Consider the following 26,134-nt stretch of genomic DNA (forward strand, 5'->3'; position numbering starts at 1 on the left):
TGAAGCGTAATCCGTCTTGCGTCGTGCATTCCTGCACGCGCTTCGCAGGATGGGTAGAGCGAAGCGAAACCCATCAACGCTTCCTCGCGCCGAAAACGATGGGTTTCGCAAGTGCTCTACCCATCCTACGGCCTCCCAGACACACCTTCGCATCCTCGCGGCGCATTTCGCCCGAGCTTTGCCTCGATACCTCACCCTCGATTGAAAGAGGGCGCAGGGAAGACCGGGTGCCGGCGGGCACCCGCGGTCCACTGTGCGAAAGGTGGCAACAAAGAATCTGCACAGCGGCATACAGGTGAAGCCAAACATCCGGCCTTCCCTGCGCAGTGGTTGGAACGGCGTATGTCGTGCTCTCCCCGGGGAGCGATGCACTATTGCCCCCGTCGCCTTGCGGATGGCTGATGCGCGTATCCGGTTGGACAGCACACATCACCGCAAGACTTGACGCACAGACCCCGGGCGTCAGGACGACACGATTTGGCCGTACGCGGACCCACACCTGTCGTTGGCACGGACGCTCTCGCTCACGGTCGCCCGCCCTGCGAAGCTTCTCGCGCCGATGTGCCCCACGCCCACCGCCGCCCAGCCCACGTTCGTGACGATCGCGATACGCCCCTCTTCCTTGGGCCGGGTTGCGGCGACACATACGCGATTTCCGAATTTCGGTAAAGTGGAATATTTTTGGCGCGCGGCGTTGACCGATGGTTTGGGTGTTTTGCCCGACGGGCAACGCAATATCTCGTAGCCTTAGATCTTACAGCCCCTCACAGCTTCGCCGCGGCAAAGATGCCGGATATCCAGTCGAGAAAGACGCGCAGGCGCAGCGCTAGCTGACGATTTTGCGGATAGAGCGCGGAGAGCGGCGTCGGCGACGGCGGATAATCGGCGAGCACCTCGACCAGCGCGCCGCTGGCGAGATCATCGGCGAAGCGATAGCGGGGCGCCTGCGCAAGGCCGAAGCCGAGCCGCGCGAGATCGGCCATGGTGTCGGAATTGTTCACGCGCACCCGGCTCGGCAGCACGACATGACGCAGCGCGCCGGCGACGGAAAATTCCAGCGGCAGCACGTCGCCGGTGCGCGAAGAGAGGAAGGCGACCATCTGATGCCCGTCGAGCGCATCCGGCGTCGCCGGCATGCCGTGGCGTGCGAGATAGGCCGGGCTCGCCACCGTGATCTCCGCGACCGTGCCGAGACGGCGCAGGATCATGCCGCTGTCGTCGGGCTGGCCAGACCGGATCACGCAATCGATGCCTTCGCGCACGAGATCGACCAAGCGGTCGCCCTGCCCGATCTGCAATTCGAGCTGCGGATGGCGCGCCAGGAATTCCGGCAGATGCGGCAGGATGAAGGTGCGGGTCAGCAAGGGATGCGCGTCGATGCGGAGCAGGCCGCGGGGTTGCGCATCCCGCATCGCGGCTTCCGCCTCCTCGACCTCGGCGAGGATGGCGACGCAGCGGCGGTAAAAATCCTCGCCGTCGAGCGTCGGCGTGACGTGCCGCGTCGTCCGCTCCAGCAAGCGCGCACCGAGGCGCGCTTCGAGCCCGCGCAAGACCTCGCTCGCCGTTGAGCGGGGAATGCCGAGGTCGGCAGCCGCAGCCGTAAAGCTCCGGCGCTCGACGAGGCGGACGAACAGGCGCATGGCGTCAAAGCGGTCCATGGTCGATTGTTCACCACAACCGACAAGTGATGGCAAGTATTGGGTGATTATCCGGACACAGCGACCAGCTATTCTCGCCCTCATCAACATCGAGGAGAGCCGCCATGACCAACCAACATCAGCGCTCCGCCATCGTCACCGGAGGCTCCCGCGGCATCGGCGCGGCGATCGCCCGCCGGCTGGCGCAGGACGGGATTGCGGTTGCGATCAACTATGCCAGCGGCCGCGATGCCGCCGATGCGCTCGTGGCCGAGATCGAGGCCGCAGACGGACGCGCCATCGCCGTGCAGGCAGACCTCGCCGATCCGGCAACGCCGGCGCGGCTGTTCGATGCGGCCGAGCAGGCCTTCGGCGGCGTCGACATCCTCGTCAACAATGCCGGCATCATGGAGCTCGGCCCGCTCGCCGAGGTGACCGACGAAGCGTTCGCGCGACAGACGTCGATCAACCTCGACAGCGTGTTCCGCTCCTTGCGCGAAGCAGCGCGGCGGCTGCGCGAGGGCGGCCGCATCGTCAGCTTCTCCTCCAGCGTCATCGGCCTCTACCAGCCCGGCTACGGCGTCTACGCCGCGACCAAGGCCGCGATCGAAGCCATGACGCACATCCTCGCCAAGGAGCTCGGCGGCCGGCAGATCACCGTCAACGCTGTCGCGCCCGGCCCGGTCGAAACCCGGCTGTTCCTGGAGGGCAAGAGCGAGCAGCAGGTGCGCGCCATCGCCGCCATGAACCCGTTCGGCCGCCTCGGCCAGCCCGACGACATCGCAGGCATCGTCGCCTTCCTCGCCGGCCGCGACAGCGGCTGGGTCAACGGCCAGATCATCCGCGCCAATGGCGGCGTGATCTGACCACCACACACAAAAGAGAGAACCATCATGCCGTTCGTCAACATCAAGATCCCGCAGGCCGCGCTGTCGCGGAGCCAGAAGACGGAGATCGTGCATAACCTCACCGCGCTGTTCGTCCATTATTTCGGCGAAGCGGCGCGGCCGCACACGATGGTGCTGATCGAGGAGGTGCCCGACGGCGGCTACGGCCGCGCCGACGAGGTGTTCGTGGTTCCCGAGGCGTATCGCGCCGGCGACGTCGTTACTTCAGCTTCAGACTGAGCTCGGTGCCGCCCTTGAGCGGCAGCGTCATCGAGACGAAGCCGTTCTCCGGATCGCGGATGAAGTCGAGATAATCAGGTTCGGCGTTGTCGTTCATGACATAGCGGCCGACCTGAAGCTGCGGCACCACGATCTCGATCACCTCGCGCGCGAGCGAGGGACCTCCTTCGCCCGGCCAGCCGTCGATCAGGACAAAGTCGACGGGGCCGCCGAGATCGCGCAGCGTCTGCCGCGAATCGCCTTGTCGGATCTCGGCATAGTCGGCAAGACCCGCCTCGGCGAGATTGCGCCTCGCGGTCTCGACCTTGGCCGGCACGATCTCCGAGCCGATCACGGTGCCGCCGCCATTGTCGCGGATGGCGGCCGCGAAATACAGCGTGGACATGCCGACCGATGTCGCGAACTCCGCCACGCGCTTGGCGCGCAGGCCGCGGCAAAGCAGGTAGATCAGTTCGCCCTGCTCGGGATGGATCGAAAAGCCCTGCTCGGCATAGGCGTGGGGATCGCGGCTGCCAGAGGCGCCGCGCGGCCCGCCGCCCGATGGCCGCTGCCGCGCGCCTTGCAGGCGCGCGATGACGGCGTTGACGCGCGGGTCCTGGATTGGGCTGTGAGGCCGATCGTTCATCTGCGGCCTCACTTGCCGAGGATTTCCGCCGCGGCACGATCCAGGATCGCAGCGATCCGGCGTGCTTCGGCGGAGTCGCTGCCGTGCTTGGTGCGCAGCGCGCGCTTGAGATTGTGGCGGGCACGGTGCAATTCGTCCGAGGCATCCGCGTCGAGATCGCTGATGCCGGCAAAGGCCTCGCGCACCTCGTCCATGCGGCGTCCGATCCGCGACAGCGCCTGAAGGATGGCGTCAGCGGTCGCGCGGTTCTCGGCCAGATGCGCCTCGCCCTGCGGCGTGATGCTGTAGAGCTTTCGGCCGCCATCCTGCTCGACGCGCGCGTGGCCGACCTCCTCAAGATAGGTCAGCGCCGGATAGATCACGCCCGGGCTCGGCGTGTAGAAGCCGTCGGAGCGCTCCTCGATGATCTTGATCAGCTCGTATCCGTGCCCGGGATTTTCGGCGAGCAGCGCCAGGATGACGAGCTGGAGGTCCTGCGAGGACAGCCGCCGCGCGCCGGGGAAATCATCCCCGCCGCGCCCGAAAAAACCGTGCCCGCCGCGGCCGAAGCGCCGACCGCCGCCATGCCGGCCCATGGCGAAGTGGGCGAAGTGCCCGAAGTGGAAATCTCTGTGGTCTCGTCCGTGGCGCATATCGTACGTCCTTTTGTAAAACATATCTTACGATATAGTTTGCGATAGTCCAGCCGCAACCCACAAATCCGTGATCGGCCGCCGCAACGCGCCGGTCCCGCCGAGGCCGGCGTGGCCGCTCGCGATTACTCCGCGGCTTGGCTGTGAGGAACGCCCTGCTCGACCTCGAGCTGGAGAATGTCGTTGAAGCGGTTGAAGGCACCGCAGAGCGCGATGCGCCAGGTCAACTCGACGATCTGGGCTTCTGAAAAATGCGCACGAAGACGGCCGAAGATCTCGTCGCGCGTCCTGTTCCAGTTGTTGGTGACGGCGATGGAATATTCGACGACGAGCTTGTCGAGTTCATCGAGCTCGGGATGATCCTTGTAGTCGAGAAGGTGAGCGGCGCCCTGCTCCGAAACGCCCTGTACCGCCAGCTTTGGCGCGTGGTGCGAGACGCAGTAATCGCATTTGTTGAGCAGCGAGACCGTGACCAGTGCCAGCTCGAGATGGCGCTTCGATATGTTGCCTTCCTCGGCGAGATCGACCAGCAGCGACCACATGTGCTTGAAGATCGGCGCGCGGTGGGCCATGACGCCGGCCTGGTTCTCGAACGCACCGTAGGTCGTCATCTTGTCCCACAGCGGCCTCAGCATCTCCGGCAGATCGTCCCTGGCCTTGATTGAAACGCGCGACATGGCAATTCATCCTTCGTTGGAACGCGCATCCTGCCATAACGGCTCGCCTCGCGTATCGGACGCGATCGCATGACACCCAGGACATTTGAAGCACGCTGCCTCCGCCTGCCCGCCGTCACCAGGGTGGTGCAGTGGGAAGGCACGTCCGTGTTCAAGGTTGGCGGCAAGATGTTCGCGCTCGGCGGCGGCTTTGCCGCGCGCTCCGGCGGCTACATGTTCAAGGTCTCGAACATGGCCTACGCGATGCTGATCGAGCATGGCCTGGCACGCCCGGCGCCTTATCTGGCGCGGGCGAAATGGGTGCAGCTCGTCAGCAACAACGCGCTGCCGGATGCCGAGCTCGCGGCGTATCTGGCGCAGGCCCATGCCTTGATCGTCGCAAGGCTCTCGAAGAAGCTGCGCAAGGAGCTTGGGCTTGCGTCGCCGCAGACCGGGCCCGCATGACGATCTCCGCGTGCAGCCGACCGGCCACGCCCGGCGACATTGAGCTTTCATCCTTCCCCGATATACTGACCATCGTGGATTCGAATTAGGAAGCCGGCGTGGCGATTGATCTGAAGGCGGTCGAGCAACTCGCTACCGATCAATCTTCGCTCAAGGCGGCCGCCGGACTCGCCAAGCCTGCCAAATGGTCCGGCGTCGGCGGAAGCCAGGATGGCGCGCTGATCTGGGGTGAATGCGCAGGCTCCGGCGCCAACCCGTACCGGGTGATGGCCGATCTCCGCGACCTCGGCAACAAGTGCACCTGCCCGTCGCGCAAATTCCCCTGCAAGCATGTGCTCGGCCTGTTGTGGCTGAACGCGGAATCGATCGTGCCGTTTGCGCCCGCCGAGACGCCGGCCTGGGTCAGCGACTGGCTGGGCCGCCGGCGCGGCACATCCGCCGCCAAACCGGCAGGCGCCGCCGCTCCGGCCGGCGAGAAGGATTTGCGCGCCGCGCGCACTGCCGAACCTGAAGCCGCCGAAGACCCGAAGGATGCAGCACGGCGCGAGGCACAGGCAGCCAAACGCAACGAGGAGACCGAGCGCGCCATCCTCGATGCGCTTGACGCACTCGAGCAATGGATCGGCGATCAACTCCGCCTGGGCTTGTCCGGCTTCATCGACGATGCGACCGCGCGATGCCGGCGCATCGCCGCGCGGCTGGTCGACGGCAAGGCCGCGGTGCTGGCCGGACGGATCGACGAATTGCCGGCGCGCCTGCTTGCGCTTGCCGCAGGCGACCGTCCGCGCGGCGCGGTCGTTGAGCTCGGCAAGCTGGTTCTCTTGGCCCGCGCCTTCCGCGCGGCGTCACGCGATGCCGAGATCCGGCGCGCTGTCGCATCGTCGGAGACACGCGAGACGGTGCTGGCCGATCCGCAAGCGCCGCACGTGAACGGACACTGGGAAGTGCTGGCTGAGCAAGTGCAGACGCGGCGCGACGGCCTGGTCTCGCAAACCACATGGCTGCTCAATCTCGGCGCGGCCGGGCCACGATTTGCGATGCTGCTCGACTTCTTCCCGGCGAGTGCCGGACGGCGCGGCTCGGTGTTTACGCCCGGCGAACGCTTCCAGGCGGAACTCGTCTTCTATCCGTCGCAGCAGCCGCTGCGCGCCCTGCTGGTGCGGCGCGACGCTGCGGAGGAGACCCTCACGCACGAATGGCCCGCGCCGGATGAGACGCTCTCCCACGCATTGACGCGCCCTCTGCTGGCAGAGCCCTGGACAATCGATGTTCCGCTGCTGCTGCCGCAGGGACGGATCGCGCGCGATGATGCTGGGCACGCATGGTGGCGCTCTGCGGACGGCACCGACACCTTGCCTATCACCGGCAGCGCGGCGGGTTTGCTGGCCGGCACAGAGCTGACGCGCACAGCTGCGATCTGGTCGGGCAATCGCCTCACGATCCTCGCCGCGCAGACCCCCTGGGGCAGGATCGCCGGCCATGACTGAAGCGATCAGAGCTGAAGCGATCACAGCCGAAGCGATCTTCGAGGCCATGGGCGCGGTCGTGACGCGCTGGACCATGGGCTCGGCCGCCGCATCCGCCGCGTCGTTCTGGAACGCCGAGCTTGGCGACGATCCCGTCGAGGCCGAGCTGCGACTGCTCGCTTTGTCGGGGCAGTTCCTCGGTGCGACCGTGACGACCGAGCCGTCGTCGGCGCTGCGCGTATTGCCCGACATTCCCGCGCTCGCGCTGCCGACTGTGCCAGAGACATTGCGGCCGCTGGTGCGCCGGATCCTTGCGGCGAGCAAGGATGCGGCTTCCAGAACCGAAACCGTCCATTTCCTCGCCGCGCGCGGCTGGACGACGCATCCTGCCGACTGGATGCCGGACGCGAACGACGATGATGCGCCCGACGTCTATGCCGCCTGGCGCGATTGGGCCGCATCCACCGCAGCGGGTGCGACGACGCGGCGACAGACCGGCGACCAGCTCACCGCGGAGAATTGGGAAGACTTCTGGCCGGCCGCGCGCAAGGCCGCATTGATCGGGCTCAGGCGGCGCGATCCATCTGTGGCACGGGTGCTGCTCGAAGCAAAACTCGGCGGCGCGAATGCCGATGTGCGGCTGCGCCTGTTGGCGCTGCTGTCGGAGCGATTGTCCGGCGACGACGCTGCCTTTCTCGAGGAGCTCGCGGCCAACGATCGCGCGCCGAAGATCAAGGCGCTTGCAACATCCATGCTTGCACGTCTCGGCCATGGTCCTGCAGCAGGCGAGGATATTGCGGAGCTCGCCGGCTTCTTCTCGGTGAAGATGAAGGGGCTGCTGCGCCGCTCCCGCGTGGTCCACATCGAAACTCCGAAGACACCGGCGCAGTGGCAGCGGCGGAAAGCCCTGCTCGACGGCACCGATCTGATGTCATTCTCGGGCACGCTCGGTCTCAGTCCGCAGGATCTGATCGCCGCGTGGGACTGGAACGTGGACCCGGCAGCCGACGCGGGGCTGATCAAGTTGATTTTGGAGACCGGTACCGATGCACAGCTCGCGCAGGCAGCCGGAATCGTCAGCCAACACGATGCAACCGGTCTCATCGTGGCGCTCGCACCCCGACTTGCGCCCGCCGAGCGGGCAGGATTTGCGGCAGCGGGTTTGCGCACACACGGCATCGGCTTCGAGATGGCGCAGGTGATCGCCGGCGCTGCCGCGCGCCTCGACGATCCGCTGTCGGCGCCTGCCGGCGCCAAGCTGCTGGCCGAGCTTCAGCGCGATGATGCAAAGCCATCCGATCATGTTGCGGAACTTCATGCGCTGGGGTTGCTGGCCTCGCGCACGGCGGCGCAGCAGACCCTGCAGCGCCTGACCGGCGCAGGCCTGCTGCAGGGCGACCCGCGCCTCGACACGCTGCGGCTCAACGCCGCTTTGGACGATGATGGAGAAAACCCATGAGCGAGAAACTACGGTTGCCCGCCGAGGAAAGCTTTGCGGCCGAGCTGACGGCGCTCGCGGCCGGCGACGGCCATCGTCCGCCGGGCTGGGCCCTGTCGCCGCGCCAGGTCGTGACCTATCTGATGGGCGGCAAGGCAGCCGACGGCACGGCGATCACGCCCAAATATGTCGGCGACAAGCGGCTGATCGAGACCGCCGTCGCGACGCTGGCAACCGACCGCGCGCTGCTGCTGCTCGGCGTACCCGGCACGGCCAAGTCGTGGGTCTCCGAGCATCTTGCCGCCGGCATCACCGGCGACTCCACGCTCGTGATCCAGTGCACCGCCGGGACCGACGAGAACCAGATCCGCTATGGCTGGAATTACGCCCAGTTGCTCGCTCACGGGCCGAGCCGCGACGCGCTGGTGCCGACTCCGCTGATGCGCGCGATGGAAGGCGGCAAGCTCTGCCGGTTCGAGGAGCTGACGCGGATGGGCAGCGACGTGCAGGATACGCTGATCACCGTGCTGTCCGAGAAGATGATGCCGATCCCGGAGCTCAACACCGCCGTCTATGCGCGGCGCGGCTTCAACATCATCGCAACCGCCAACAACCGCGACAAGGGCGTCAACGAGCTGTCCTCCGCGCTCAAGCGCCGCTTCAACGTCGTCGTGCTGCCGCTGCCCGACAGCGCTGCGGAAGAAGTGTCGATCGTCGTCAAGCGCGTCAGTGAGATGGCGCAGAACCTCGATCTGCCGGCACCGAAGAACGTCGCCGAAGAAGTCGCGCGAGTGGTCGCGATCTTCCGCGAGCTGCGTTCGGGCTCGACCGAGGACGGCAAGGTCGCGCTGAAATCTCCGTCCGGCGGCCTGTCGACAGCCGAGGCGATCGCGGTCATGGTTGGTGGCATCAGCCAGGCGACCTTCTTCAACGACGGCAAGCTGACGCCGGAAACGCTGGCCAGCAACATGATCGGCGCGGTGGTCAGGGATCCTGTACAGGATACGGCCGTGCTCGGCGAATATCTCGAGACCGTGCTGAAGAAGAAGCGCGGCTTTGAAGGCTATTACGCCTCGCTGACCGATCTGATCTGACACCATGGCCGGCGATGTTCACCTGTTCGGCATCCGGCACCATGGGCCCGGATCGGCCCGGCGGCTGGTGGAAGCGCTCGATGCGCTGAAGCCGATCGCGGTGCTGATCGAAGGGCCGTCGGATGCTTCCGAGCTGCTGCCCATGCTTGCCGACCCTGATATGGTGACGCCGGTGGCGCTACTGACCTATGCCGAAGACAATCCGGCAAATGCGAGCTTCTTTCCCTTTGCGGAGTATTCGCCGGAATATCAGGCCACGCGCTGGGCGGTGCGTCACCGCGCAGCACTGCGGTTCATCGACCTGCCGGCATCCGACCGGCTGGGCGTCGCGGCAAGCGAGATCGCGGAGGAGACCGCGACGAAGGCCGATGACGATCCCATCAGCTATGACCCGATCGGGGCACTCGCGACCGCCGCCGGCTATGACGACGGCGAGTCCTGGTGGTCCGATGTCATCGAGGAAAATCCCGCATCGGGGCCCGTGTTCACCGCCGTTGCGGATGCGATGACGGCATTGCGCGCCGAGGCAAAACTGCTCACCGCCCGAGAGGCCGCGCGCGAAGCCCATATGCGGATCGAGATCGCCAAGGCAACGAAGGAGTACGGTGGTGCTATCGCGGTCGTCTGCGGCGCCTGGCACGTGCCGGCGCTGGCCGAGCGTCGCAGCCTTGCGGCCGACCGCGAAGTGCTCAAGGCCCGGCCGAAGACGAAGATCAAGGCGACCTGGGCGCCGTGGACGGCCCCGCGCCTGTCGCGCGCGAGCGGCTATGGCGCGGGCGTGGTCGCGCCCGGCTGGTGCGCGCATCTCTGGGATACCCGCGACGGCGACCGGGCCTCCCTTTGGCTCGCCAAGGTAACGCGCGTGCTACGCGAGCGCGGTCATTTCGTCTCGACTGCTTCGGTGATCGAGGCGCAGCGTCTTGGCGTCGCGCTCGCGGCACTACGCGAGCGGCCCTCGCCCGGATTCGAGGAGCTGCGCGAGGCAGCGATCGCCTGCCTGTGCAACGGCGAGCGCGCCATGTGGAACGACGTCGCGGCCGAGCTCCTGGTCGGCGCGGGTGTCGGATCGATCCCGTCGGCGACACCGCTGGCGCCGCTCCTGGACGATCTCCAGCGCCAGCAAAAGGCAACGCGGCTGAAGCCGGAAGCGCTCGAGCGGCCGCTGACGCTCGATCTGCGCAGCGAAAGCGGGCTGATGCGTTCAACGCTGCTGCACCGTCTGGGCGCGCTCGATGTGCCATGGGGACGATTGACGGACGCTGGCCGCAGCCGGGGCACGTTCCGCGAGAACTGGCAATTGCGCTGGGAGCCCGAATTCGCGGTGCGGCTGGTCGAGAACCTGCTCTACGGCTCCACCATCGCGGAAGCGGCCGCCGGCCGCCTGATCGAGGCGATGGGCAAGGAGGCGGACCTCGGCGCCCTCGCGAGCCTTGTGCGCAACGCCATGATCGCCGATCTGCCGCGCGCCACCGAGTCCGGCATCGCTGCCCTGGAGACCAAGGCAGCCCTCACCAGCGACGGCCAGTCGCTGCTCGGCGCACTGCCGCCGATGGCCGACATCCTGCGCTACGGCGAGGCGCGCGCCGGCACCGTCGAGCATCTGACGGCCCTGATGCCGCGGATCGTGGTGCAGGCGGCGCTCGCTTTGCCCTACGCCGCACGCAACCTGGATGTTCCGGCAGCAAGCAAGCTGCGCGGTGCCATCCTCGCAGCCGATGCCGCGATTCAACTGGCCCAGCTCGAAGCTGACATCGTCGGCAAATGGCGCGAGGCGTTGACGGCCGTTCTGCACGATGACCAGACCACCCGGCTGATTGCCGGTACCGCCGCGCGGTTGCTCTATGAAGCCGAGTTGCTGGCCGCCGATCACACCGCCGACCTGCTCGCGCGAATGCTGTCGCCCGGCACGCCGGTTCCCGAGGCCGCGGGTTTCTTCGAAGGCTTCTTCGAGGGCGCAGGTCAGCGGCTGATCCACGACGCGGCGTTGCGCGGCGCGGTGGACGGCTGGCTGCTGTCACTCGACGATGAAGCCTTTACCGGCAGCCTGCCGCTGTTCCGCCGAGTCTTCTCGGCACTGGACCGCAACGAGCGCAGGCGCTTGATGGATGCCTTGTTTGCGCGGAGCGCTGGTGGCGCGAAGGGATATCGGCTCATCCCGGATGCGGCAGCCATCTGGCTGCAGCACGCGGCCCGCGTGATTGCACTGCTCAACTCCGGAGCTCCACGATGAGCCAGACAGACGAGCGCAACCGCCGCTGGACGCTGGCTCTCGGCGTCGATGTCGACGACGCGGGAAACACGATCACGCTGTCAGACAGCGATCGCCGCATGTCGGAGGCCCTGACCGCGCTCTACGGCAACGGCGACGACGCGCCGAAGAAAGGCCGCGGCGGTCTCGGTGGCTCGGCACCGCGCGTTGCCAAGTGGCTCGGCGATATCAGGGAGTTCTTCCCTGCCCCCGTGGTGCAGGTGATCCAGAAAGACGCCTTCGAGCGCAAAGGACTGCGCCAGATGCTGCTCGAGCCCGAATTTCTCGCAACCGTCGAAGCGGACGTGAACCTGATCGCCGACCTCGTCGCGCTGCGCGGCGTGATGCCGGAGAAGACCAAGGACACCGCACGAATTGTGATCGCAAAGGTGGTGGCCGAGCTGATGGAGCGGCTCGAGCGGCGCACAGCTGACGCGATCCGCGGCGCGCTGAACCGTTCGCTGCGCACCAGTCGCCCGCGCTTCGCCGACATCGACTGGCCGCGCACCATCAAGGCCAATCTGCGCCATTACCAGCCAGAGCATCGCACCGTGGTACCGGAACGGCTGATCGGATTCCTGCGCCAGCAACGCCGCATCGTCGATCTCGACGAGGTGATCCTGTGCGTCGACCAGTCGGGATCGATGGCAACCTCCGTCGTCTATGCTTCGATCTTCGCGGCGGTCATGGCCTCGCTGCCGGTGGTCGCGACCAAGCTCGTCTGCTTCGACACCGCGATCGTGGACCTGACGGAAGAGCTCGCCGATCCCGTCGAAGTGCTGTTCGGCGTCCAGCTCGGCGGCGGCACCGACATCAACAGCGCGGTCGCCTACTGCGAGGAGCGCATCGAGCGGCCGTCCAAGGCGCATCTGATCCTGATCACTGATCTCTATGAAGGCGGCAATGCGGATGCGCTGGTTGACCGGCTGGCCCGGCTTGCAACGCGCGGGATCAACGTGATCGTGCTTCTGGCCCTGACCGACACCGGCCGCCCCTCCTACGACCCCGTATTGTCTGCGAGGGTCGCCAGCCTCGGCATTCCCGTCTTTGCCTGCACGCCGGATCAGTTTCCAGATCTGATGGCGACAGCGCTGAAGCGCGAGGACATCGCCGGCTGGGCCGCCGACCGGGATATCAAGCTGATCCGGCCCGTAAGCGATGTGAAGACGACGCAAAGCCTCTCCAGAACGTGATGGGATGATCCTCATCCTCCCACTGGCGCCATGCTGCACCGCAACTAGCTCAATGGAAAGTCCATTCCAGATGGAGACTTTCCATGACCAAATCCAGCACGGCATCCGCCAAGACCCATCGCTATGAGCTCATGCATGGCGAAGACGCCGACTTCGTCGCCTATCAACGCCGGCGCGAAGACGGCAACTGGCAGACCTTCGCGACGTGGATGATTCCGCGCGCGCCCTGCTAGATCGGAGACGCGCTCGTCTTTCATCCTCGCGTCGGAGGCGGCATTCGCCTCGGGCCGCCCTCACCTGGCGCGTTAATTAGCGCTTCTTTGCGTCGTCCGCTTGCGTCGCGCGCAGTAGATTGTCGCGCAAGCGGCTCACCGTCTGCTGCACCACTGGAAACTCGTCGCCGAGGCCGGTCGCCTCGATCAGGGACCCGCCGAGATCCTGCTCAATCAGCTTGCGCCCCGCCGGCGTTAGGCTCAGGCGCACCTGCCGTTCGTCGGCGGGATCGCGGTGCCGCTTGATCAGCCCCATCTGCTCGAGCTTCTTCAGGATCGGCGTCAGCGTGTTGGATTCCAGAAACAGCTTCTCGCCGAGCGCGCTGACGGTCAGCTCGTCCTGGTCCGACAGCGCCACCATCGCGATGTACTGGGTGTAGGTCAGCCCGACCTTGTCCAGCAGCGGCTTGTAGGCGCGGCCGAAGGCGAGATTGGCCGAATAGACCGCAAAGCACAGGAAATTCGACAGTTTTCGCCGCTTTTCGGCGGCTTTGGGGGTACGGGCCATGGGGAACCTCCGCAATTCGTGATCTCGCAACCCATATAAATCGCATCCGATTAAATCGGAAGAGCTTGACCGGTCCGGGCATGGGGTCTGTTTCAACGCGCATACGATTAGATCGTATCCGATCTATATTCACCCGAAAGGAATTCCGCCATGTCGACCGCTGCCAAGCTCCTCTTCACCGGCAAGACCCACGTCACCTCCGGCGCCGACGGTACCGCGCACTCCAGCGACGGGTCGCTCGACATCAAGCTGGCGCAGCCGCATCCCGCCGCCGAAAACCTGTTCGCCGCCGCCTGGTCGGCCTGCTACCTCGGTGCGCTCGGGCTCGCCGCCGCCCAGCGCAAGGTCAAGCTGCCGAGCGAGCCCTCGGTCGACACCACGATCGACCTCAACAATGCGAACGGCGCCTTCTTCCTGCGTGCCCGGCTCGATGTCAGCGTACCCGGCGTCGACCACACGGTTGCGCAGGAGCTGATCGAGGCCGCGCACGGCATCTGCCCCTACTCCAAGGCGGTTCACGGCAACATCGAAGTGACGACGACACTCGTCTGACACACCACGACGCGGCCCGGCCTGCGCCGGCCGGGCCCGCGCGGTTCAATTCATCCCGTCAACATCAGGAGCCGACCATGGGCCATCGCCTTTCCTCAGCCGTGCGTGTCCTTGCCAGCGCGGCTGTGCTCACCGCCAATCTTCTCACCCTGCCCGCGGCGGCGCAGCCGTCCGGCGTCACGCGCACGGATTTGCAGCGCCACGATCTCAGCGCGTCCGGTCGCGAGGCTGTGCAGGTCCGCGTCGACCTCGCCCCCGGCGTGGCGTTCGGACGGCACACCCATCCGGGCGAAGAGATCATCTACGTGCTGGCGGGCGCCATCGAATACGATGTCGAGGGCAAGCCGCCGGTGACCTTGAAGGCCGGCGACGTGCTGTTCATCCCGGCCGGCACGGTGCATGCCGCGAAGAACGTCGGCGCGGTGCCTGCGAGCGAGCTTGCGACCTATATCGTCGCGAAGGACAAGCCGCTGCTGACGCTGACAAAGTAACTCCGATTGACTGGAAAACGATATCTGACTAAAGTCAGATATCATGCTCGACCCCGTCTCACGCGTCCGCCGCTTCAACCGTGCCGTCACCTCCGCCGTCGGCGCGCTCGACACCTCGTTCCTGGGTCGCGGGCGCGCGCTCGGGGCCGCACGCGTGCTCAACGCAATCGGGCACGGGCGTTCGGATGTCGCTGAGATCCGCGACTATCTCGGCCTCGATTCCGGGCTCATGAGCCGGCTGCTGCGCAGCCTCGAGGACGAGGGACTGGTCGAGACCAATGCCCACGCGGACGATGCACGCCGGCGCGTCGCCACACTGACGCGCGCGGGCCGGCGCGAGTTCGCAGCATATGAAGCGCTGTCGAACACGCAGGCCGAGGGCTTCCTCGCCCGGCATTCGCAGCGCGAGGCGCTGCTCGCGGCGATGGACCTGATCGCCTCAGCCCTGACGCAGGAGCGCGTCACGCTGGACGAGATGGATCCGCAGAGCCAGGAGGCGCGCTACTGCCTCGGCGAGTACTATGCCGAGCTCGGCCGCCGCTTCAAGCAGGGCTTTGATGTCTCGCTGTCGCGCGATCCCGACGCAAAAGACATGCGCCGCCCGCACGGCAGCTTCATCGTCGCGATGTCGGACACGCTGCCGATCGGCTGCGTCGGCCTGAAGGGAACCGATCATGGCTACGCCGAGATCAAGCGTCTCTGGGTTGCCCCCGCTGCGCGCGGTTTGCGGCTCGGCCGGCGCCTGATGGACGCAGCCGAGGCCACAGCGTGCGAGCTCGGCATCGCGCTGCTCCGGTTAGATACCAACAGCGCGCTGCCCGAGGCCGGCCAGCTCTACCGCACCACCGGCTGGCGCGAGATCCCGCGTTTCAACGACGATCCCTATCCGGACCTGTTCTTCGAGAAGCGGCTTTAGGTCGTCCGCGTCGGGCGCACCACGATCTCGTTGACGTCGACGTCTTCGGGCTGCTCGATCGCAAAGCGTACCGCGCGGGCGATCGCGCCCGGCTGGAGCGCAATGGCCCGATAGGTCTTCATCGCCTCGGCGGCTGCGGGATCGGTGATGGTGCTGGCGAGCTCGCTTTCGACCACGCCGGGATGGATGCAGGTGACGCGGATGTTGCCGTGCTCCTGCCGCAAGCCATCCGAGATCGCCCGCACCGCGTATTTGGTGGCGCAATAGACCGCCGCGGTTGGCGATACGCTCAGCGCGCCGATCGAGGCGATGTTGATCACATGACCCGAACCGCGCGCCACCATCTCAGGCAGCACGGCCGCGATGCCGTACAGCACGCCCTTGATGTTGACGTCGACCATCCGGTCCCATTCCTCGACCTTCAGCGAGGCCATCAGCGACAGCGGCATCACACCCGCATTGTTGATGATGACGTCCACTCGCCCCCAGACGCCGCGCGCAGCATTGGCAAAGGCGGCGACGCTGGCGCGGTCGGTCACATCGAGCGGATGCGCGAGCGCCGTTCCACCCGCAGCGTTCAGCTCGGCTGCGAGATCCTTCAGACGATCAACGCGACGCGCACCCAGCAAGACCTTTGCGCCGGCCGCGGCGAGTTCGCGGGCGATGCCTGCACCGATGCCGCTGGAGGCGCCGGTGATGAGAACGACTTTATCGACGGGCATGTGGTCCTTCCTCGTGATTAATGGCGCCGAAGATGGACCGGAGCCACCGTCGTGATAAGACGACGATCCCTAACCAGTCCGGCAAGCTCATCTAACCAATGGAACCTGACCTCAACGCCCTCGCCGTCTTCGCGCTGGTTGCCAAAGAGCGGAGCTTTCGGGCTGCCGCCGACCGTCTCGGCGTGACGCGTTCGGCCGTGAGCCAGACCATCCAGCGGCTGGAGCAAACCCTCGGCATCGCGCTCGTGCAGCGCACGACGCGCAGCGTCAGCCTGACCGAGGCCGGCGAGCGGCTGCATGCGGAAATCGCCCCTGCCCTCGCCGACATGCGCGCCGCGCTCGGCAACACCGAAGCATTGCAGGGACAGCCGCGCGGACTCTTGCGGCTCGCGGTCTCCTCGATTGCCGAGCATTTCCTATCGGGGCCTTTTCTTGCCGGCTTCACCGCAGCCCACCCCGACGTGCAGCTCGACGTCACCGTGACCGATGCGGAGTTCGACATCGTCGCCGCCGGCTATGACGCCGGCGTCCGCCTCGGCGAGGTGATCGAGCAGGACATGATCGCGGTGCCGATCGCCGGCGACGAACGCCAGCTCGCGGTCTGCGCGCCGTCCTTCCGCGACCGCTTCGGCGTTCCCTCGCACCCGTCCGAGCTTCCATCCTTTCGCTGCATCGGCTGGCGTCCGGCGCCGAACGTCGTGCCCTATCGCTGGGAGTTTGCGGAAGGCGGCAAGGAGTTCAGCGTCGCGGTCGCGCCCGAGATCACCACCAACGACATGGCGCTGATGATCAAGCTGGCGGTGGCCGGTGCCGGCATCACCTTCGGCATGGAGGCGAGCTTTCGCCCTGCGATCGCACGCGGCGAGCTGGTGCCGATCCTGGAAGACTATTGCCCGTTCTTCGCCGGCTTCTATCTCTATTATCCGAGCCGCCGCAACCTTGCGCCAAAGCTGCGCGCGCTGATCGAGCACGTGCAGCGGCGCGCGTGAGCCGAAGGAATGTGCCATGACCGGAGCCGACCTCGCCGGCATCTACCGCGCCTACATCGGCTGCCTGAACCGGCAGGACTGGCCGGCGCTCGGGCAGTTCGTGCATGACGACGTCGCCCACAACGCGCGACCGCTCGGGCTCTCCGGTTATCGCGCGATGCTTGAGCAGGATTTTCGGGAGATCCCAGATCTGCGATTCAACATCGAGATGCTGATCTCCGATCCGCCTCGCATCGCTGCCCGGCTGAAGTTCGATTGCACGCCGGTCGGGACGTTCCTCGGGCTCGCCGTCAATGGCAGGCGTGTGTCCTTTTGCGAGAACGTGTTCTACGAATTTCGCGACGGAAAGATTCGGCAGGTCTGGTCGGTGATCGACAAGACGGCGATCGAGGCGCAGCTCTGACGCTGCGCCTCGACGGTCGCCATCACGCCGCCGCCGGCGCCGCCTCGCCTTGCGGCTTGGCAAAGGGGCGGAACGTCATCGCCATCAGGAACGCACCCAGGCCCATCGCCCAGGAGGCGATGTAGAGCCAGGCGTAACTGGAGAACGCGTCGTAGATCAGGCCGCCGGCCAGCGGGCCGGTCGCCATGCCGAGGCTTCCGGCCATCGCGGTGCCGCCGATCACGGTGCCCATCATGCGAAGCGGAAAGTTTTCGCGGGCGAGCACGGCATAGAGCGGCATCGTGCCGGCATAGATGAATCCGAACACGGCGCCGACCGCGTAGAATGTCGCGAGCTGATGCGCGAAGACATAGGCGAGCGCGCCGAACGCCTGGAGCAGCAGCCCCGAGACCAGCACGCGCTTGGCGCCGAAGCGGTCGCCCATTAGGCCGAAGGCGATGCGGCCGCCCATACCGGCAAGCCCCTCGACGCTGTAGATCGTCACCGCCGCGATCAGCGGGATGCCGCAGCTCACGGCATAGGACACGGTGTGGATGATCGGGCCGGAATGGGTGGCGCAGCAGAAGAAATTGGTCGCGAGCAGGATCAGGAATTGCGGCGAGCGCAGCGCCTCGGCCATCGACATCTCCGCCTGCGCGGTCCCCTCACCCATCGGCGCCGCCGCGGCCTGCGCGAGCGCAGGCGGACGGCGCACCAGCAGCGAGACCGGGATCATGATGGCGCCGACCACCAGCGCCACGATCTGCATCGAGGTGCGCCAGTCATGGCCGGAGACGAGCCAGGCCGCGAGGGGCGACATCGTCATCGGCGCCATGCCCATGCCGGCCGACACCAGCGACACCGCGAGGCTGCGGTGCGTGTCGAACCAGCCGGTGACGGTCGCCATCATCGGCGCGAAGATCGCGGCGCAGGAGGCGCCGACCAGGAGGCCGAACACGAACTGGAACACGACGAGCGAGGTCGCATGGCTCGCGGCAAACAGGCTCAGCGCCAGCACCGTCGATCCCGTCAGCACCACCGGACGCGGCCCGAACCTGTCCGTCGCCGTGCCCCAGGCCATGCTGGTGCAGGCCATCGCCAGAAAGCCGATCGTCATCGCGCTGGAGATGCCGGTCACCGACCAGCCGGTGTCCTTGGTGATCGGCTGCAGGAACACCGGCAGCGAGAACATGCCGCCGATCGCGACGCAGCCGAGCAAGCCGCCGGCGGCGACGATCACCCAGCGATAGGAGGAAGCGTTCATTTTGGTCTCCCGTCAGATCTGTCTGGGTGGAAGACGAATGGGAACCGCGCGGGCCGACAGAGTAGCGCGATTTTTTGCGGCAGGCTCTCTGGCGGCGCGAATTTCGCCCCCGCACATCAAAAATGTCGAAAACAACCCCATGCACAGTAGCCGGCCGCAGCGGGATCAATGACTTACGAGACCCATCGCTTGCGATGCCCAAGAATCGCTATGCATCGCGATGCCAGCAAGCAATTTGACACGTCGGGCAAAACACCGGCATGATGTCATCATCCCGCCAGCATAGTCGCAGCACGTTTGGACGCCCGCCGATCATGGCGCGCAGTTGCCGATCCATGCGAGTTCGATGCACTGATTTTGAACGGACCTTTCACATGCCAAAGATCGACATCGCCACCGTGCCGGCCCGCAACGGCTCGGGCTATCCGGCACCCTTCGACGCGCCATGCGCCGAGCGCATCCGCAAGAGGCTCGGCAATGCCGGGGGCCTGTCGGATTTCGGCGTCAACCTGATGCGCCTGCCGCCGGGCAACTGGTCCAGCCAGCGGCACTGGCATTCGCATGAGGACGAGTTCGTCTACGTGCTCGAAGGCGAGGTGGTGCTGGTCGAGGACGAAGGCGAAACCGTGCTGCGCGCAGGCGACTGCGCCGCCTTCCCGAAAGGCAGCGGCAACGGCCATCACATGATCAACCGCTCGGATGCGGTGGCGGTCTATCTCGAAGTCGGCTCGCGCGCGCCCGAGGACCTCACGACCTGCTCCGACATCGACATGATGAGCGCAAACTCCGACGGCCGCTTCGTGCACAAGGACGGCACGCCCTATCCGGACTAAGCCGTGTACCTATAAACGCGACTGGTTCCCACGGGGGGCCGCTACGCCAGGAAGAGCACCTGCCTCGTTTCACAACGGAGCGCCAAAGCCTATCTTGCGGCAAGCCATCCACAAGCGATGCAAATCATCGTCCGATGGAGCATCCGAATGGTCCATGCCGGTTTCGATGCAGTCTTTCTTCAGTGCTCTGTATTGCGGCGATCCGTAGAAATAGAGACCTACAAGCATTGCGAGGGCCAAGCCTACCCCCATCATGGCGCGCCGCATTAGACTTCGCCGTCAGTCATGAGCTTCCTCGTCGTAGCTTCGTGAAGAACCGTCAGCGCGGACCGCTTGCAACTCCAAGGCCGGGAAAGTGGCGGCCTTCTGAATACGGTCCTCCACCCATATGCAATCGCACGGGTAATTCTGGCGATTGGGCAGCCATAAATGTTCTGGCCACACCCGCTCAATCATCATGATCGGGCCGCCGCTCTTGTGGACTACGAGGTTTCCGGGTCTGAGGCGCACGAAGACGAACCTACTCGAATTGCATCAACGCGATCTTTCCTCGGTGAGCCAGCAACTGCGGCGTTCGCTTAGGGCATTGGCAACCATGTGTATCCGCTAAGGGTCGGAAGCAGTCCTCAACCCGACCCGCGGCAGGTCAGCTGAGAGCTACAAGCGGACGTCATCCGTCCTGAGGGTTGGGTTTACCGGGCTCGAAAGTAATGGACACTGCACGCGCCCGGATCAAGCCGCTAAGGCCGTAGCAGGGCTCAAGCGCGATCTCGATGGCCGATAATGCCGCCTTCGAACCGAGGCGAGTGCTTTCGCGATGGCATTCGAAACCACCACCATATGAGTGATTTTCGTTGAATGAGTTCGGCAAACTCAAGCTTTGGCAGCGCGCAGTATGGAAGGCAGCCCGCTGCCAAATCCGACCAGACCACTATTAGCCGGAGACAGACGGCTCTCGCATGGGGGGCATCCGCCACACGAGAACCGCCGAGCCCCGCAGCATTTGAACTTATGTCCAATCTTTACCGCGCAACGCATCCGGCCTTACGCCAAGCAGGTCGATGGTTTCGTTGCCGTACTGCAGGAGGATTCCACCGTGATGGTCGTAAGATAGCGACAGGAAAGCACGGTTGAGGAGTTGCAGCTGATCGACCTTAGGATCGAAGTCGGTGATGACCGCGCTGTGGGCCGCCGTGATGTCATGGTTGAACATTGTCCTGTGACCACGTGGTGCCAACAAGCAGTCCTCCGGGTTTACGAGGTCCTCAAGGTTGAACACAAAAGTATCAGCGCCGGCACCGCCGGTCATCGTCATGTGGCCAGGTGCTGCCACCAATGTGTCGTCCAGGTTTCCGCCCGTCAGTGTATCCTCACCTGGAGATCCGACGATGAGTTGAGCCTGACCGCTCACTGCATCGGCCCCGGTCGGATCCACCCCGCCAAGCGCGCCGGAGTGCCGCTCTGTTGATATGAACGCATCGGCCTGCATGGCGGTCGTGCCTGTCGTATCGCGTTTGATGATGTCCGAGAGGGTGGTCGATTTGATCTCCTGCAGTGTTTGCGGATCAAAGCCCTGGTTCTCGAAATAGAGCCGGTCCCCGTCGCGTAATGCCGTGAACTGGTCAGCGATAATCTTGCCGAAGGTCGGACCGATTGCGGCTCCCGACGTGTGAGCCTCTGCCAGACCGCCTGTCCAAAGATCGATGGCATCGACCGTTCCGTAGGCCTGCCTCAGTGCTGAAGCCGTGTCCGAATCCGAGGTGATCTGGTTGAAGCTTGTGTAGCGAGCAAGCCCCAAAGCCGCCCGCGTTTCGTTCAATGTTCCGAGGCCTAGATCGTGAGCGCGCTGAATGTTGGTAGCGGCCAGATCGACAGCATCCGGAGGATCACTCAGGAGGCTTCTGAGATCCTCTATGATATGTGTGTCGAGCGGTTGCGCGATATCGCTGGAAAGATGTCGCAACAATCCATCGGCACCGCCATTGGCAGCGAACGCCGCCGGTGATTCGAAGAAGGTGTCCGCCAGCGATTGTTCCGAGGTGGTCGCGCCCAGATTGTTAATGCCATTGATGTCGCTCGAGACGATAGAGTGTCCGAAGCGATAGGCCGCACCTTCAAACTCCTCGGTGATGCTGGCGTTAACGTTCGGATCGTAACCGTGATAGGCCGGAATGGCAGCCGATCCCAACAAATGCGGCAGGAACTCATTATATGTGATGTTGACCATTTCCGCGGTGGTGATCGCCTTGGCGGTCTCGTACAAGCGGTCGCCGCTCCAGTGCGGGTGCTCTTGGTGCAGTTTATCGACTTGGTAATTGTGTTCACGGACAAACAAAGTCTGCAGAGCAGTCAGATCGGGATTCTCTTGCGCCCGCACATCCCCCGCCGCAAAGGCGGGTCCCTGCGCGGTCATAACGATGGGCAGATTGTCGCCGGCCGATACCTTCATGTGACCATCCGCGGTGCGAAGGCTGGCTGCAGTCGCGGTGTCGGAACCATACACTTGGGAGCCATCAAGCCAGCCGGTCACCGTGTTAATGGCAGTTGCGGGGTGTCCGAGCACTCCGGTCGCCGGATCGATCGCCACCCGCGTCAAAGGAATTACGGTGCCTTGAGGTAGGCTGTCACCCGCCGGCACGGGTATTGAAATATCCGCTGTATTGGTTCCGCTCTTTTCCAGGTCGAGGTCATGATCGACAAACTGACCCCATGCGTACATCATCCCGGATAGCGCCACGCCGTTGACCTCAAGATGCGTGTCGGGACCGTTCGCCACCACGATGTTACTGATTTCGCGTGGGTTTGGACCAGGCTGCATGGCGCCAAAGCCGTCGGCGAAATTTGCCGGCCCCACGCGCGCAAAGTCTGTGTTTGCCTGATTTAGGGCCGCGTCGGAAAGATTGTTATTTGAACCGTCGATAGTACGGAATCGGAGCGCCATGGGTACCCTCCCTGAGAGCAAAGTCCCCAGCTTGCGCTATAAACTGCTTGATTCATTGTGTTGCTCGTGCGGTTGTTAAGCGACAATGTGAAAGCATTTTCGGGGATTCTTGGGCGGTACCACAATTTTTGTGACCTATCCGGTTGTCCGATTCCGAACGCGCGCGTCTGCAATGGCCCTCAACGCAGCATTAAAAGCGGCCATCATCGCATGTCTCACATGGGTCAGAATGCGAACAACTCAGAGCGAGTAAATCTAATCCGCTCAAGCTCACAAAGCGGATCTCAATGGGGAGCGTTGCAACTTCGCTGACGGGCCATAAGCGGATAACCGATCAGCTTTCCGATTTTGGTCGCCCAACCAATTTGATGCCACCGGGATTTTCGACCGATGCTAGTCCTCTTATCCTGTTGAACTCTTCGCGAAACTGGTTTCCGGCTTCTGTCCATCTCCCAAAGCGAGTATTGATGTTTTCCATCAAACCAAAAGCCGCAAGCGCTTCAATTGCATGTCAAAATCGGCGGCCTAGATCGCTGCGTGCTTGCTTCCGCTCCACGCCGGATAGCCGACGTTCGGATGAGCACCGAACACAGACAGCCTCGGACCAACTCCAGCCCGCGGCGGCCCAGCCGCCCGTCAGGAACGAACCGGCTGTCCGATTCCAAGAAGATTGCCTTCGCTGTCGCGGAACCACGCGCCTCGCTCACCGATACCCTTGCTGGGATAATTCCCGGCGATCTCGGCGATGCCATCGACGGTCTTCAGACCGGGCAAATCATATTCCTCGAACTTAACTCCCCGCGCGCGAAGCTCGCGCACGGTTGCATCGATATCCTCCACCTCCCAGCCCATCTGCGTGTGCGTGCCGGATTGCACTCCGGCCGAGATGAATATCGCAAACTCACCAGTTGCGCAGACGTAGCGCAGTCCACCTTCGCGCTGTTCAACCGGATCGAGGCCGAGTTTTTCGGAATAGAACGCACGTGCCCGATCCAGATCCTTGGCGGGAAGACGGGTAGCCACCTTCGCTTTTCCCAGCATGCTTCTCTCCTTCTGGATTCAACAAGGGTCGGGCGCGACTCAAGCTTCGCGTTACGACCCCCGCGCCCTAGTTCTCCAGCCCCTGCCTCCCGATCCAGTCGTTGACCAGTTTCGCGACATCGTCCGAGTTGCGGTCCATCATCAGCATGTGGGTGTTGCCCTTGATGCCCATCTTGGGCAACTCGAACGTATCGACCTTGCCGCCCGCAGCGGCGATCGCCTGTCCCCATTTGGTCGGGTTGACCACCAGCTTCGACCATACCGGGACCTTGTCGAGGAAATCGCCCCACACGATCAGATGTGGCACGCCCTTGAGCTTCGCGGCATCCGCCTTGGTGGGATCAGGTGCGCCTGACGGCTCGATCGTGATCAGCGCCTTGACCTTGTCGGGCGCATTGAGCGCCGCGGTGAAGCCGAAATTGCCGCCCTGGCTGTGAACGATGACGATGCACGGGCAGACCTTCTGCACCAGCGCGTCATAGGCTTTTTGCGTGGCGGCGTCGTTGGTGGCCCAGCGCGGGATGCCCTGCTTGGCGAACTGGTCGAATGCCTCGATCGGGAATTGCTCGCCCTCGAACGCCTCGCGCTTGCCGCCGACCTCGTAGCTCGGCCCGATCCGGAACAGCTCCCAGGCCTCCTTCTTCGGCCGGAAGAACGGCTCGCTCTTGAATATCTCAGGGTAGCGCGCCCAGGAGGCGCGGCCGCGCTCGACCGCATCGGACGCGTAGACGTCATAGCCGGCATTGAGGAAGAACTGCTGCCAGCCCGGCTTGCCGTCGGGCTTGGTTTCCCAGGTGACGCCGGAGAGACCGCCGCCATGCCAGAGCAGCAGCGGCAGCTTCGATTTCGGCTGCGCGAGCCTGACGAACTGGACATACATCTGCTCGACCTCGAACTCGCCGTTCGGATCGACCTTGATCGGCGGCGCGCCGGGCGAGAACACGATCTCCTTGGATGGAAGTCCGTTCAGCGTCTCGGTGTGCCCGCCGATGTGGAAGCTGCCGACCTCCTTGACGAGATAATCGGCTGCAGCCGGCGTTGCCGCGGTGATGGTTGCCGCCAGTGCGATTGCGATCGTGCGCATGAAGTTGTCCTCCGCTTCCCGCTCTTGTTGTTGGCGGCAACGTTAGGCCACGCGACGATGCAGGGCAATTGCCAGACCGCGATTTGACTCGCCCGGCAAAAAACAGTGGGATGATGTCATCATCCCGCCGACGCCATCGCATCATCCCAGCTGTGCCCTTCTGGCGCGCCATGCGCTGACGGTGAGCCAGACGGCCGAGACCAGAAAATAGACCGCACCGACCGCGGCATAACCCGTGACAGTCGCGATCGATGGCGACATCGGCGTCGTGGCCTGGAAGATGAAGAACGCGCCAGCGAGCGCCGACTGGCCGCCACTGAGCACCATGGCCCATTGCGCGCCAAAACTTTTCCAGCGCCGCACAGCCGTGCCCAGTTGGAGCAGTCCTGACAGGATCGCCCAGGCGCCGAACGCGCCGAGGACCCAGTTCATGCTCATCTGCAATGCCACGAGGACCGCGATCGCGGTCGCAAGGCTGACCACGACGTTCAGCATCTGCGTGCGGTTTTGATCGAGCCCGCCGCTGCGCAGGCCATCCACAAAGTTGGCCACGGCGTCCCATGCCGGATAGAGCACGAGCAAGACGCCGGCGATCGCGGCAGACGACGGTCCGACCGCAAACGCGGCAACGACCCAGGCGATCGAGAACGCCGCGCGCAGGAAGTAGTATTGCTTCAGCCATTGCTCGCGGTCGGCACGAACCAGATCCAGTTGATGTTGCACCATTGCAGTCGCTCCTTTACCTACTAGTTGGTAGTTTCCGTGCGCAGCAAGACGCCCTCACCCCGCTCGCCCTCGGGGTGCTGTGATCGTCTCGCCGGTGTCTTCAGTGCCTGGTCGAGAGCCGCTCCAGCAGCGGGCCGGTGATCACACCGAACATCTTTGGATCGCCGTAAGCGCGTGCCGACAGCATCGCGCCGTGAATAGTCGCCATGAATCCTTCAGCTTCGACCTTGGCTGAGTTGGACAGATGAAGCCGCCCCTTCCGCTTGCCGCGCTCCATCACCGATGTCAGCCAGGACGCGAGCGCACGGAAGTGCGCGCGGACTTCGAGCGCCACCTCCTCCGGCAGGATCGGAAGCTCGCTGGCCAGCAGCGCACAGACGCAGAATGGCGCCGTCGCGTCCGTGATGCACGCCTCCCAGTACCCGACGTAGCTCTTGAGCTGGTCGCGCGGATCCGGGATGTTGCGCTCCAGGGCAGCCAGTCCGGCCTCCGCTTCTTCGCGGTAACGCGACACGAGGGTGCGGACCAGATCGACCTTGCTGGCGAAATGGTGGTGGATGCTCGGCTTGCGGATGCCGACGACATCGGCGATGTCGGCATAGCTGAAGCCGTTATAGCCGCCCGCGATGATCAGGCTGCGCGCGCAGGCCAGGATGTCGTCGGCGGTCGAGGAAACGTTGGTCATGGCGGATAAACTACCTTCCAGTTGGTAGAGCGTCAAGAATGGGGTGCTTCAACCATCCGTGAGTGCTAAAGCGCGATGAGATTGGGATGAATCGTCATCGCGCTTTAGGTTGTCGTTTGAGCATGATCTCCGCGCAAACGCGTTCCG

General features: G+C 64.7%; 27 protein-coding genes. 15 read left to right on the forward strand and 12 right to left on the reverse strand.

Annotated elements, in window-relative coordinates; translation table 11 throughout:
- Positions 1-764 precede the first annotated feature (764 nt).
- Entirely contained in the window at positions 765-1,658 is an 894-nt protein-coding gene (locus BRAGE_RS0118580; RefSeq protein WP_027557515.1) for a LysR family transcriptional regulator, read from the reverse strand.
- Between the two features lie 104 nt (positions 1,659-1,762).
- On the opposite strand from BRAGE_RS0118580, the gene BRAGE_RS0118585 reads away from it, so the two are divergent.
- On the forward strand, positions 1,763-2,503 hold the full coding sequence (locus tag BRAGE_RS0118585; RefSeq protein WP_027557514.1) for an SDR family oxidoreductase: 741 nt from the start codon (positions 1,763-1,765) through the stop codon (positions 2,501-2,503).
- A 27-nt stretch (positions 2,504-2,530) separates the two neighbouring features.
- Positions 2,531-2,764, forward strand: a complete 234-nt coding sequence (locus BRAGE_RS0118590) for a tautomerase family protein (RefSeq protein WP_027557513.1) — start codon at positions 2,531-2,533, stop codon at positions 2,762-2,764.
- On the opposite strand, the gene BRAGE_RS0118595 is transcribed toward BRAGE_RS0118590, so the two are convergent.
- From BRAGE_RS0118595 to BRAGE_RS0118605, 3 genes are all read right to left on the reverse strand, one after another.
- Positions 2,745-3,389 (reverse strand): O-methyltransferase, encoded by a 645-nt coding sequence (locus BRAGE_RS0118595; protein ID WP_027557512.1) that lies wholly within the window; start codon positions 3,387-3,389, stop codon positions 2,745-2,747. The genes BRAGE_RS0118590 and BRAGE_RS0118595 overlap by 20 nt on opposite strands.
- A gap of 8 nt (positions 3,390-3,397) precedes the next feature.
- Positions 3,398-4,021 (reverse strand): PadR family transcriptional regulator, encoded by a 624-nt coding sequence (locus tag BRAGE_RS0118600; RefSeq protein WP_027557511.1) that lies wholly within the window; start codon positions 4,019-4,021, stop codon positions 3,398-3,400.
- Between the two features lie 125 nt (positions 4,022-4,146).
- Positions 4,147-4,698 carry a carboxymuconolactone decarboxylase family protein gene (locus tag BRAGE_RS0118605; protein WP_027557510.1) on the reverse strand — a complete coding sequence of 184 codons (552 nt, stop codon included), beginning with the start codon at positions 4,696-4,698 and terminating at the stop codon, positions 4,147-4,149.
- A 69-nt stretch (positions 4,699-4,767) separates the two neighbouring features.
- Here BRAGE_RS0118605 and BRAGE_RS0118610 point away from each other — a divergent pair, with 69 nt between their 5' ends.
- From BRAGE_RS0118610 to BRAGE_RS54640, 7 genes are all read left to right on the forward strand, one after another.
- Positions 4,768-5,142, forward strand: coding sequence for an MmcQ/YjbR family DNA-binding protein (locus BRAGE_RS0118610; RefSeq protein WP_027557509.1), 375 nt, complete (start codon positions 4,768-4,770; stop codon positions 5,140-5,142).
- Between the two features lie 98 nt (positions 5,143-5,240).
- Positions 5,241-6,629: an SWIM zinc finger family protein gene (locus tag BRAGE_RS0118615; protein ID WP_027557508.1), complete on the forward strand. Its 1,389-nt coding sequence runs from the start codon at positions 5,241-5,243 to the stop codon at positions 6,627-6,629.
- Positions 6,622-8,067 carry a DUF5691 domain-containing protein gene (locus BRAGE_RS0118620; protein ID WP_027557507.1) on the forward strand — a complete coding sequence of 482 codons (1,446 nt, stop codon included), beginning with the start codon at positions 6,622-6,624 and terminating at the stop codon, positions 8,065-8,067. Before BRAGE_RS0118615 ends, BRAGE_RS0118620 begins: the two co-directional genes overlap by 8 nt.
- On the forward strand, positions 8,064-9,140 hold the full coding sequence (locus BRAGE_RS0118625) for an ATP-binding protein (protein ID WP_027557506.1): 1,077 nt from the start codon (positions 8,064-8,066) through the stop codon (positions 9,138-9,140). The genes BRAGE_RS0118620 and BRAGE_RS0118625 overlap by 4 nt, the downstream gene beginning before the upstream one ends.
- 4 nt (positions 9,141-9,144) lie before the next feature.
- Positions 9,145-11,370, forward strand: a complete 2,226-nt coding sequence (locus BRAGE_RS0118630; protein WP_027557505.1) for a DUF5682 family protein — start codon at positions 9,145-9,147, stop codon at positions 11,368-11,370.
- Positions 11,367-12,581, forward strand: a complete 1,215-nt coding sequence (locus tag BRAGE_RS48845) for a VWA domain-containing protein (protein ID WP_035729840.1) — start codon at positions 11,367-11,369, stop codon at positions 12,579-12,581. Before BRAGE_RS0118630 ends, BRAGE_RS48845 begins: the two co-directional genes overlap by 4 nt.
- An 83-nt stretch (positions 12,582-12,664) precedes the next feature.
- The gene (locus tag BRAGE_RS54640; protein ID WP_035729843.1) at positions 12,665-12,814 is read left to right on the forward strand and encodes a hypothetical protein; all 150 of its coding nucleotides are present in this window, start codon (positions 12,665-12,667) and stop codon (positions 12,812-12,814) included.
- Positions 12,815-12,890: 76 nt separating this feature from the next.
- Here the strand turns inward: BRAGE_RS54640 and BRAGE_RS0118645 are convergent, their stop codons facing one another.
- Positions 12,891-13,361, reverse strand: a complete 471-nt coding sequence (locus tag BRAGE_RS0118645) for a MarR family winged helix-turn-helix transcriptional regulator (protein ID WP_027557504.1) — start codon at positions 13,359-13,361, stop codon at positions 12,891-12,893.
- A 150-nt stretch (positions 13,362-13,511) separates the two neighbouring features.
- Between BRAGE_RS0118645 and BRAGE_RS0118650 the strand changes: the two genes are divergently transcribed.
- From BRAGE_RS0118650 to BRAGE_RS0118660, 3 genes are all read left to right on the forward strand, one after another.
- Positions 13,512-13,913 (forward strand): Ohr family peroxiredoxin, encoded by a 402-nt coding sequence (locus tag BRAGE_RS0118650; RefSeq protein ID WP_027557503.1) that lies wholly within the window; start codon positions 13,512-13,514, stop codon positions 13,911-13,913.
- Between the two features lie 77 nt (positions 13,914-13,990).
- The gene (locus tag BRAGE_RS0118655) at positions 13,991-14,404 is read left to right on the forward strand and encodes a cupin domain-containing protein (protein ID WP_027557502.1); all 414 of its coding nucleotides are present in this window, start codon (positions 13,991-13,993) and stop codon (positions 14,402-14,404) included.
- A gap of 43 nt (positions 14,405-14,447) precedes the next feature.
- On the forward strand, positions 14,448-15,320 hold the full coding sequence (locus BRAGE_RS0118660) for a bifunctional helix-turn-helix transcriptional regulator/GNAT family N-acetyltransferase (protein WP_027557501.1): 873 nt from the start codon (positions 14,448-14,450) through the stop codon (positions 15,318-15,320).
- Here the strand turns inward: BRAGE_RS0118660 and BRAGE_RS0118665 are convergent.
- Complete coding sequence (locus tag BRAGE_RS0118665; protein ID WP_027557500.1) at positions 15,317-16,042, reverse strand: SDR family oxidoreductase; 726 nt, start codon at positions 16,040-16,042, stop codon at positions 15,317-15,319. The genes BRAGE_RS0118660 and BRAGE_RS0118665 overlap by 4 nt on opposite strands.
- 98 nt (positions 16,043-16,140) lie before the next feature.
- Between BRAGE_RS0118665 and BRAGE_RS0118670 the strand changes: the two genes are divergently transcribed.
- Entirely contained in the window at positions 16,141-17,031 is an 891-nt protein-coding gene (locus BRAGE_RS0118670; protein WP_027557499.1) for a LysR family transcriptional regulator, read from the forward strand.
- 16 nt (positions 17,032-17,047) lie between these two features.
- Positions 17,048-17,434 carry an ester cyclase gene (locus tag BRAGE_RS0118675; RefSeq protein ID WP_027557498.1) on the forward strand — a complete coding sequence of 129 codons (387 nt, stop codon included), beginning with the start codon at positions 17,048-17,050 and terminating at the stop codon, positions 17,432-17,434.
- A 22-nt stretch (positions 17,435-17,456) separates the two neighbouring features.
- On the opposite strand, the gene BRAGE_RS0118680 is transcribed toward BRAGE_RS0118675, so the two are convergent.
- The gene (locus tag BRAGE_RS0118680; RefSeq protein ID WP_027557497.1) at positions 17,457-18,677 is read right to left on the reverse strand and encodes an MFS transporter; all 1,221 of its coding nucleotides are present in this window, start codon (positions 18,675-18,677) and stop codon (positions 17,457-17,459) included.
- A gap of 374 nt (positions 18,678-19,051) precedes the next feature.
- Here BRAGE_RS0118680 and BRAGE_RS0118685 point away from each other — a divergent pair, with 374 nt between their 5' ends.
- A complete protein-coding gene (locus BRAGE_RS0118685; RefSeq protein WP_027557496.1) occupies positions 19,052-19,510 on the forward strand; it encodes a cupin domain-containing protein in 459 nt (152 codons plus the stop codon).
- A 1,009-nt stretch (positions 19,511-20,519) separates the two neighbouring features.
- On the opposite strand, the gene BRAGE_RS48855 is transcribed toward BRAGE_RS0118685, so the two are convergent.
- The 5 genes from BRAGE_RS48855 to BRAGE_RS0118720 form a co-directional block, all read right to left on the reverse strand.
- Positions 20,520-22,451, reverse strand: a complete 1,932-nt coding sequence (locus BRAGE_RS48855; protein ID WP_051377937.1) for a peroxidase family protein — start codon at positions 22,449-22,451, stop codon at positions 20,520-20,522.
- Between the two features lie 636 nt (positions 22,452-23,087).
- On the reverse strand, positions 23,088-23,492 hold the full coding sequence (locus BRAGE_RS0118705) for a VOC family protein (RefSeq protein WP_027557494.1): 405 nt from the start codon (positions 23,490-23,492) through the stop codon (positions 23,088-23,090).
- Positions 23,493-23,559: 67 nt separating this feature from the next.
- Positions 23,560-24,576 (reverse strand): alpha/beta fold hydrolase, encoded by a 1,017-nt coding sequence (locus BRAGE_RS0118710; RefSeq protein ID WP_027557493.1) that lies wholly within the window; start codon positions 24,574-24,576, stop codon positions 23,560-23,562.
- Between the two features lie 141 nt (positions 24,577-24,717).
- Entirely contained in the window at positions 24,718-25,302 is a 585-nt protein-coding gene (locus BRAGE_RS0118715; RefSeq protein WP_027557492.1) for a DUF308 domain-containing protein, read from the reverse strand.
- Between the two features lie 100 nt (positions 25,303-25,402).
- Positions 25,403-25,987, reverse strand: a complete 585-nt coding sequence (locus BRAGE_RS0118720) for a TetR/AcrR family transcriptional regulator (protein ID WP_027557491.1) — start codon at positions 25,985-25,987, stop codon at positions 25,403-25,405.
- Positions 25,988-26,134: the final 147 nt, after the last annotated feature.

Origin of the sequence: Bradyrhizobium genosp. SA-4 str. CB756 (genome assembly GCF_000473125.1) — a bacterium.
Lineage (GTDB): Bacteria > Pseudomonadota > Alphaproteobacteria > Rhizobiales > Xanthobacteraceae > Bradyrhizobium > Bradyrhizobium arachidis.

Bases quoted from the DNA above. Each gene is read 5' to 3' on its own strand.
- BRAGE_RS0118720 (WP_027557491.1), bottom strand. From the start codon at position 25,987: ATGACCAACGTTTCCTCGACCGCCGACGACATCCTGGCCTGCGCGCGC.
- BRAGE_RS0118620 (WP_027557507.1), top strand. From the start codon at position 6,622: ATGACTGAAGCGATCAGAGCTGAAGCGATCACAGCCGAAGCGATCTTC.
- BRAGE_RS0118680 (WP_027557497.1), bottom strand. From the start codon at position 18,677: ATGAACGCTTCCTCCTATCGCTGGGTGATCGTCGCCGCCGGCGGCTTG.
- BRAGE_RS0118705 (WP_027557494.1), bottom strand. From the start codon at position 23,492: ATGCTGGGAAAAGCGAAGGTGGCTACCCGTCTTCCCGCCAAGGATCTG.
- BRAGE_RS54640 (WP_035729843.1), top strand. From the start codon at position 12,665: ATGACCAAATCCAGCACGGCATCCGCCAAGACCCATCGCTATGAGCTC.
- BRAGE_RS0118715 (WP_027557492.1), bottom strand. From the start codon at position 25,302: ATGGTGCAACATCAACTGGATCTGGTTCGTGCCGACCGCGAGCAATGG.
- BRAGE_RS0118610 (WP_027557509.1), top strand. From the start codon at position 4,768: ATGACACCCAGGACATTTGAAGCACGCTGCCTCCGCCTGCCCGCCGTC.
- BRAGE_RS0118675 (WP_027557498.1), top strand. From the start codon at position 17,048: ATGACCGGAGCCGACCTCGCCGGCATCTACCGCGCCTACATCGGCTGC.
- BRAGE_RS0118650 (WP_027557503.1), top strand. From the start codon at position 13,512: ATGTCGACCGCTGCCAAGCTCCTCTTCACCGGCAAGACCCACGTCACC.
- BRAGE_RS0118655 (WP_027557502.1), top strand. From the start codon at position 13,991: ATGGGCCATCGCCTTTCCTCAGCCGTGCGTGTCCTTGCCAGCGCGGCT.
- BRAGE_RS0118665 (WP_027557500.1), bottom strand. From the start codon at position 16,042: ATGCCCGTCGATAAAGTCGTTCTCATCACCGGCGCCTCCAGCGGCATC.
- BRAGE_RS0118625 (WP_027557506.1), top strand. From the start codon at position 8,064: ATGAGCGAGAAACTACGGTTGCCCGCCGAGGAAAGCTTTGCGGCCGAG.
- BRAGE_RS0118645 (WP_027557504.1), bottom strand. From the start codon at position 13,361: ATGGCCCGTACCCCCAAAGCCGCCGAAAAGCGGCGAAAACTGTCGAAT.
- BRAGE_RS48845 (WP_035729840.1), top strand. From the start codon at position 11,367: ATGAGCCAGACAGACGAGCGCAACCGCCGCTGGACGCTGGCTCTCGGC.
- BRAGE_RS0118590 (WP_027557513.1), top strand. From the start codon at position 2,531: ATGCCGTTCGTCAACATCAAGATCCCGCAGGCCGCGCTGTCGCGGAGC.
- BRAGE_RS0118595 (WP_027557512.1), bottom strand. From the start codon at position 3,389: ATGAACGATCGGCCTCACAGCCCAATCCAGGACCCGCGCGTCAACGCC.
- BRAGE_RS0118630 (WP_027557505.1), top strand. From the start codon at position 9,145: ATGGCCGGCGATGTTCACCTGTTCGGCATCCGGCACCATGGGCCCGGA.
- BRAGE_RS0118670 (WP_027557499.1), top strand. From the start codon at position 16,141: ATGGAACCTGACCTCAACGCCCTCGCCGTCTTCGCGCTGGTTGCCAAA.
- BRAGE_RS48855 (WP_051377937.1), bottom strand. From the start codon at position 22,451: ATGGCGCTCCGATTCCGTACTATCGACGGTTCAAATAACAATCTTTCC.
- BRAGE_RS0118710 (WP_027557493.1), bottom strand. From the start codon at position 24,576: ATGCGCACGATCGCAATCGCACTGGCGGCAACCATCACCGCGGCAACG.
- BRAGE_RS0118600 (WP_027557511.1), bottom strand. From the start codon at position 4,021: ATGCGCCACGGACGAGACCACAGAGATTTCCACTTCGGGCACTTCGCC.
- BRAGE_RS0118580 (WP_027557515.1), bottom strand. From the start codon at position 1,658: ATGGACCGCTTTGACGCCATGCGCCTGTTCGTCCGCCTCGTCGAGCGC.
- BRAGE_RS0118605 (WP_027557510.1), bottom strand. From the start codon at position 4,698: ATGTCGCGCGTTTCAATCAAGGCCAGGGACGATCTGCCGGAGATGCTG.
- BRAGE_RS0118585 (WP_027557514.1), top strand. From the start codon at position 1,763: ATGACCAACCAACATCAGCGCTCCGCCATCGTCACCGGAGGCTCCCGC.
- BRAGE_RS0118660 (WP_027557501.1), top strand. From the start codon at position 14,448: ATGCTCGACCCCGTCTCACGCGTCCGCCGCTTCAACCGTGCCGTCACC.
- BRAGE_RS0118685 (WP_027557496.1), top strand. From the start codon at position 19,052: ATGCCAAAGATCGACATCGCCACCGTGCCGGCCCGCAACGGCTCGGGC.